We start from the raw sequence: 5,859 nt of genomic DNA, 5'->3' as shown, positions 1-5,859 counted from the left end.
GGGGTTGATTTCATGAATACATCCATAGTAAATAACTGAAGTAATTGCAAGAATAATCTTTACAATGTCAAATTAATCCTACTGAATCAAATACGCATCTTACAGGCAGAAACCGTTTTTCCCGCCGATGCAACGATTGAAAATGTCTCCGATCTCGGCCCTATCGAAACAACACCGGTCATTTTAGGCCGCGACGGCGGCTACAGTGCTCTGTTTCAAAACCGTTCCATCTGGATTTTTGGTGATACCATCGTAAGCCAAAGGGATCATTCCGCCCCTGCGCTCCTGAGCAATTCCTGCTCCTGGACGACGGACCAAACCGCCGGTGACGGAATTACCGGATTTAGGCCCTGTCAGGATCGGCAGGGGACCCCCATGGAATTATTTCCGTTTACGCCCGAAGAACATGCTTTTAACCGTGACCATCAGGCCGCGAACTGTCCGGTCCAACCTTGCGGCGCCCGCTGGGCGCTTTGGCCCGGAGCCGTCATCAGCGACACTGTCGACAACCGGTTGCTGCTGTTTTTCAAAAAAGTACTGGTAAAACCGGGTTTTTTAAACTTTCAAACCGCCGGCCACGGCATGGCTGCCTGGCGCCGGTTTGACGAAGCGCCGGAACGAATCCGGCATGATCCGGGAGAAAATCGGCCTGAACTGATGTTCGGCAAAAATGAACCCGCCTTCGGAAGCGCCGCAATGATCGTGAATTCGATGGTATATGTTTTCGGCTGCTGCCTCGACGGTGATGCGAAGCCCTGCCGTCTTGCCCGTGTTCCCCTCGCAAACGTTGCGGACCGAGGCGCATGGGAATTTTACGGCGCTTCACAAAAGTGGCAAAAAGAAATTGACGACAGCAAGGTTGTCCTGGAAGGCAATGATATGATGTCGGTTTCCTACAATTCCCATCTGGAAAGATATCTGGCGGTATACAGCCAGCCCATGGGCACCGGCGTGATGTTTCGGACCGCGAAAAAACTTGAGGGCCCCTGGTCAAAACCGCTGAAAGCATTCGATGCCATGCCGCCGCTAAACGCCATCGGCTGGATATATGATGCAATGGAACATCCCGAATACGCTCGGGATAACGGCAGGATGATTTACATCACCTATTCCAGACAGACCGGTCCTTTAACGTTTGAGATGCGGCTCGTTGCCGTCATGCTGCGGAAATCCTGACCGGCCTGCCCGGATAAGCGTTTTCAGCAAGGAGCGTTTTATGAAGACTGTATTACTGGAGCACTCAGAGGATATCGCAATCCTGCGATTAAACAATGGTGTCACCAATGCCATCAGCCCCCAACTGGTGTATGACCTCAGCGCTGCGGTGAATGAATGCCGCAATCTCTGCAGGGGTCTGATTCTTACAGGCGGGTCCAAGTTTTTTTCCATCGGCTTTGATTTGCCCACGCTTTTGCCGCTGAATCGAAATGAAATCGCTGATTTCTATAACCGCTTTAACCGGACTGCGCTGGATATCTTCACCCTGCCCCTCCCAACTGTCTGTGCGATTTCCGGTCATGCCATTGCCGGCGGCACTATCCTGGCACTGGCCTGTGATTACCGTTTTGCAGCGCAAGAAAATAAACTGTTGGGTTTAAATGAAATCAAACTGGGGGTACCGGTGCCCCATCTGGCCGATCTGATGCTTCGCCATATTGTTGCTGAACGGGCCGCCACCGAGATCGTTTATTGCGGTGAATTTATAACGGCCGCAGATAGCAGACAGATCGGACTGGTTGATGAAATTTGTCTTGCGGACACGCTGGAAGCACGCGCCGTCGAAAAGGTTCTTGAACTGGCCGCCCTTCCCGCCCCTGCATTTGCCCAGATTAAAGACGCCCGGGTTGCCGGAATCCGGTCTGAATTTTTAGAAAAGCATCCGGCAAAAACCAGAGGGTTTCTGGACTGCTGGTTTGACCCGGCGGTTCGGGTACTCCTGACGGAAGCCGCGAAAAAATTTTAAGGGCCACTAGATGAGAGATCGGTTTATTCTTCTAATTATCCTGCTGGGGAGTATTCTGAACGCGCACGCTGCTGAAATCGGCGGCATCTCTATGCCGGATTTGCTTGAAACCGAAAAGGGCGTCCTGATGTTAAACGGCGCCGGGATTCGTACCAAGTTTTCTTTAAGCGTCTATGTCGCCGGCCTGTATCTGAGACATAAGAATGTCAATCCCGAAGAAATCATCGCCGCCGATGAGCCCATGGCGATCCGTCTGCATGTTGTCTCCGCGATGATCACATCTGACATAATGTCGCAGGCAACCCGTGAAGGTTTTTCAAAGACAACGGACGGAAATATCACCCCGATTCAGCCGGAGATCGATATGTTCATTACAATTTTCAGCGACAAAATAAATAAAAACGACGTCTATGATTTGGTTTATATACCTGCCAAGGGTGTCACCGCCTACAAGAATAACAAACCCCTTATGGTTACAACAGGCCTGCGGTTCAAACAGGCCTTGTTCGGTATCTGGCTTTGTGATAATCCGGTTCATCAGGGCTTGAAAAAAGCGCTGCTGGGCCGATAGTTTATCGCACATGGCTGTCTGGAAAGGTTCTATACTGAAAACATGTTCTATCTTGGTGAAATATTGCCTCGGGTGCTGCTGATAGTCGCCGTCGCCGGCGGGTTCTCATCCAGATCCGTCGAAGCCGCCGGCATGGAACCGGCCGGCCTGAAAGATTGCCCCGGCAGCCCCAATTGCGTCTCCAGCGAAGCGACCGAACCGGAACATCGTGTGTATCCGTTTCGCCTGAAGGGGGATCGTGCCAAAACATGGCCGGCGGTCCTTCGGATTGTGGCTGCCATGCATCGAACGGTTATCATTATCCATACGGATCATTATATTCAGGCGGAAAGTAAAAGCAGGCTATTCGGCTTCGTTGACGATTTAGAACTGTTATTGAAACCGGAAACCGGGATTGTTTCCGTGCGCTCGGCCTCGCGGAGCGGTTATTACGACTTTGGCGTGAACCGCAAACGGATCGAATCTCTCCGGCAGGCGCTGCGCACCGCAGACCTCATTGAGCCATGGGGAGTAACGATGTCAACATCTACAGGTCCAAGAGCGGAACCATGATTCGCCCTATTGCCCACTTGCTGCTCCATTTTATCGTACCCGGAGCTGCCGCCCGTTGGGCCTATTCAGAAAGATGGAAAAAAGCCTGGCTGATTATGATGGCGACCATGATTATTGACCTCGACCATCTTCTGGCCGATCCGATTTATGACCCCAACCGCTGCGGGATCGGTTTTCACCCCCTGCATACTTATGCGGCCATGATTGTCTATACAGTGTTGAGTGTAATCCCCAAGACCCGACTGGTTGGTTTGGGGCTGATGATTCATATGGCGCTGGATGGATTGGATTGTGTCTGGATGGTTTTTGGTTGAAAGGACCTGATTGGGTCGATTTCTGTATGAGAAAATTATTTGTTTTTTTCATTCTGACACTTTCATTTTTACACGGATGTACAGGGCGTCCGGAAGGGATAGCGCCGGTAACGAATTTTAGACTAAATCGCTACCTCGGAACATGGTATGAAATTGCCCGGCTGGATCATCGTTTTGAACGCGGATTGAGTCATGTTTCCGCAACTTATTCGTTACGGGAGGACGGCGGCGTCGATGTTTTGAACAGAGGCTTTGACAAATCGACCGGAAAATGGCAGGAAGCCAAGGGAAAGGCATATATTATCGGCCCGCCTACTGTCGCCAGCCTTAAAGTATCCTTTTTCGGCCCCTTTTACGGCGGCTACCATGTCATGGAGATCGACAAAGACCATTATTCCTTCGCGCTGGTATGCGGTCCCAGTCGCTCGTATTTATGGATTCTATCCCGGGATCGTACCCTGAACCAGAGCACCATCGACCATCTGGTTTCAACAGCGAATAAGGCGTGATTCGATACAGCTGGTCTGATTTTTGTTGAACAGAATTAGAAATTTTTGATGGAGGTCCGCTATGCCGGCAGCAAGAAAAATACGCAAAGTCTGGAAAAGCAAACCGACCATCGAAGGGGCAGGCGTTCACCTCAAACGGGTGTTCGGCTTTGCGGAAGCCCCCCTGTTTGACCCTTTTCTGTTATTGGACGATTTCCGCTCCGATCAGCGCGACTACTTTATCAAAGGCTTCCCCTGGCACCCCCATCGCGGGATTGAAACCATCACCTATGTTCTCAAAGGGGATGTCGAGCACGCCGACAGCCTGGGAAACAAGGGAATAATTTCATCCGGCGACATTCAATGGATGACCGCCGGCAGCGGCATCATCCATCAGGAAATGCCCAGGGGTGACTGACAGGGGCGGATGTATGGCTTTCAGCTCTGGGCCAATCTGCCGGCGTCCCATAAAATGATGGCGCCCCGATACCGGGATATCAAAAGCAATCAAATCCCTGAAATGACTTTGCCGAACGGCACAAAAATACGGATTATCGCCGGCACATTCGGCAAGCAGAAAGGCCCTGTGGAGGATATTGTCATCGATCCCCAGTACCTGGATGTTTCAATCCCGGCAAGATCGTAATTCACCCAACCAGTCAAACAGGGGCATACGGTTTTTGCCTATGTGATCGGAGGGCAAGGTTTTTTCTGTAAAGAGAAAAATCCTTTTTCTTATGAAGGTGAAGGCCGAAACTATTTCGATATCAGCCGGGAACCGTTCCTGGAGAACGAAACCCTTGTTTTGTTTGAAGACGGCACTGAAATTGCGGTTTCGACCGGTGACAAACCTCTCCGGTTTCTGCTGGTGTCCGGTAAGCCCATCGCCGAACCGGTGGCATGGTACGGTCCCATCGTCATGAACACACAGGAAGAGCTGCGGATTGCCTTTGAAGAATTTAATAACGGGACCTTTATAAAAAGGCGTTTATAGCGTTTTGAAATTTTTCTGCGCATACTGTTCACCGGCCGGAAGTACCCGGCATGTCGCCGGAATTGTCGGGCAGGAACTCCAACAGCTGGGATGCGGCCTGACTTACCTGGACCTCGGTAAAACACGGGACTGGAGGCCCTTTATCGACAAAATCACGTCTGCGGCCGCAGCCGACGGCACCTGTCTGTTTATCGGTTCACCGGTGTATGTCTTCCATGTCGTACCCCCGGTTATTCAGTTTATCGAGTTGCTCCCTTCCGTCCTGGCCGGAGCCGCCGTTCCCTTTGTTACCTGGGGATTCGTCACCAGCGGCATCGCCCTCTGGGAAATGGGGAAAATGCTGATTGAAAAAGGCTTTGGCATAGCCGCTGCCGCCAAGGTGCTGAGTGTTCATTCACGTTTATGGCAGTCTCAGCAGCCCATCGGCGTCGGGCACCCGGATAAGGCGGATGACGCGGTTGTCATTGAGCTTGTCCGGAAGTTTTTCAACAACATAGTGTCGGGACATGCCCGATCGCTGTCGCTGGCGCAACTTGACTACCAGTCCCATGATCACCGAGAGATGATGATGCGGACTTCGGTGCAATCAGACCCCCGCAAAATTCCACCCAGAAAAGTACGGGAAGACAAATGCACCCAATGTGGCGACTGCCAGGCGGGATGTCCGGCCGATGCGATTAGACTGGCGCCCTACCCCGTATTCGGCGAAGCCTGTTTCGGGTGTTTCAACTGTGTCCGGCTGTGTCCGGCTGTGTCCGGAAAAAGCCATCGAAACCGATCTTTCCGGCAGAAAAGCCGGTTTGTTAAAATCGATGGCTGTCTACAATGAAGTAGCCGTGACCCGTTATTTTTTACCATCGGACCCGGCACGAATGTGAGTATCGGCACATGTTATTTAAATTGGGTGCGGCTCTTTTAGGACGACATTGAGCAGCAGTTTTCAACATATAGTATCAAGCCCCATAAAGAAAATTGCC

General features: G+C 51.4%; 9 protein-coding genes and 1 pseudogene. All 10 read left to right on the top strand.

Annotated elements, in window-relative coordinates:
- Nucleotides 1-228: 228 nt before the first annotated feature.
- The 10 genes and pseudogenes from P1P89_21795 (at nucleotide 229) to P1P89_21750 (ending at nucleotide 5,711) form a co-directional block, all read left to right on the top strand.
- The gene (locus tag P1P89_21795; GenBank protein ID MDF1594151.1) at nucleotides 229-1,176 is read left to right on the top strand and encodes a DUF4185 domain-containing protein; all 948 of its coding nucleotides are present in this window, start codon (nucleotides 229-231) and stop codon (nucleotides 1,174-1,176) included.
- 40 nt (nucleotides 1,177-1,216) lie between these two features.
- A complete protein-coding gene (locus tag P1P89_21790; protein MDF1594150.1) occupies nucleotides 1,217-1,963 on the top strand; it encodes an enoyl-CoA hydratase/isomerase family protein in 747 nt (248 codons plus the stop codon).
- A gap of 10 nt (nucleotides 1,964-1,973) precedes the next feature.
- On the top strand, nucleotides 1,974-2,534 hold the full coding sequence (locus P1P89_21785; protein MDF1594149.1) for a chalcone isomerase family protein: 561 nt from the start codon (nucleotides 1,974-1,976) through the stop codon (nucleotides 2,532-2,534).
- 72 nt (nucleotides 2,535-2,606) lie between these two features.
- The gene (locus tag P1P89_21780) at nucleotides 2,607-3,086 is read left to right on the top strand and encodes a DUF1499 domain-containing protein (protein MDF1594148.1); all 480 of its coding nucleotides are present in this window, start codon (nucleotides 2,607-2,609) and stop codon (nucleotides 3,084-3,086) included.
- The gene (locus P1P89_21775; protein MDF1594147.1) at nucleotides 3,083-3,400 is read left to right on the top strand and encodes a DUF6122 family protein; all 318 of its coding nucleotides are present in this window, start codon (nucleotides 3,083-3,085) and stop codon (nucleotides 3,398-3,400) included. Before P1P89_21780 ends, P1P89_21775 begins: the two co-directional genes overlap by 4 nt.
- A 26-nt stretch (nucleotides 3,401-3,426) precedes the next feature.
- Nucleotides 3,427-3,909 (top strand): lipocalin family protein, encoded by a 483-nt coding sequence (locus P1P89_21770; GenBank protein MDF1594146.1) that lies wholly within the window; start codon nucleotides 3,427-3,429, stop codon nucleotides 3,907-3,909.
- Between the two features lie 61 nt (nucleotides 3,910-3,970).
- The gene (locus P1P89_21765; GenBank protein ID MDF1594145.1) at nucleotides 3,971-4,306 is read left to right on the top strand and encodes a pirin family protein; all 336 of its coding nucleotides are present in this window, start codon (nucleotides 3,971-3,973) and stop codon (nucleotides 4,304-4,306) included.
- Between the two features lie 9 nt (nucleotides 4,307-4,315).
- Nucleotides 4,316-4,534, top strand: a complete 219-nt coding sequence (locus P1P89_21760; GenBank protein ID MDF1594144.1) for a hypothetical protein — start codon at nucleotides 4,316-4,318, stop codon at nucleotides 4,532-4,534.
- An 18-nt stretch (nucleotides 4,535-4,552) separates the two neighbouring features.
- A pseudogene (locus P1P89_21755) lies at nucleotides 4,553-4,882 on the top strand (pirin-like C-terminal cupin domain-containing protein).
- Nucleotides 4,883-4,886: 4 nt separating this feature from the next.
- Complete coding sequence (locus tag P1P89_21750; protein ID MDF1594143.1) at nucleotides 4,887-5,711, top strand: 4Fe-4S binding protein; 825 nt, start codon at nucleotides 4,887-4,889, stop codon at nucleotides 5,709-5,711.
- Nucleotides 5,712-5,859 lie beyond the last annotated feature (148 nt).

Source organism: Desulfobacterales bacterium, assembly GCA_029211065.1.
GTDB lineage: Bacteria > Desulfobacterota > Desulfobacteria > Desulfobacterales > JARGFK01 > JARGFK01.
The sequence above is the reverse complement of the archived record's forward strand: the minus strand, read 5'-3'. Positions and strand labels throughout refer to the sequence as shown.

Excerpts from the sequence above, each read along its gene's own strand:
- P1P89_21790 (MDF1594150.1), top strand. The coding sequence starts at position 1,217 with ATGAAGACTGTATTACTGGAGCACTCAGAGGATATCGCAATCCTGCGA.
- P1P89_21785 (MDF1594149.1), top strand. The coding sequence starts at position 1,974 with ATGAGAGATCGGTTTATTCTTCTAATTATCCTGCTGGGGAGTATTCTG.
- P1P89_21775 (MDF1594147.1), top strand. The coding sequence starts at position 3,083 with ATGATTCGCCCTATTGCCCACTTGCTGCTCCATTTTATCGTACCCGGA.
- P1P89_21770 (MDF1594146.1), top strand. The coding sequence starts at position 3,427 with ATGAGAAAATTATTTGTTTTTTTCATTCTGACACTTTCATTTTTACAC.
- P1P89_21765 (MDF1594145.1), top strand. The coding sequence starts at position 3,971 with ATGCCGGCAGCAAGAAAAATACGCAAAGTCTGGAAAAGCAAACCGACC.
- P1P89_21760 (MDF1594144.1), top strand. The coding sequence starts at position 4,316 with ATGTATGGCTTTCAGCTCTGGGCCAATCTGCCGGCGTCCCATAAAATG.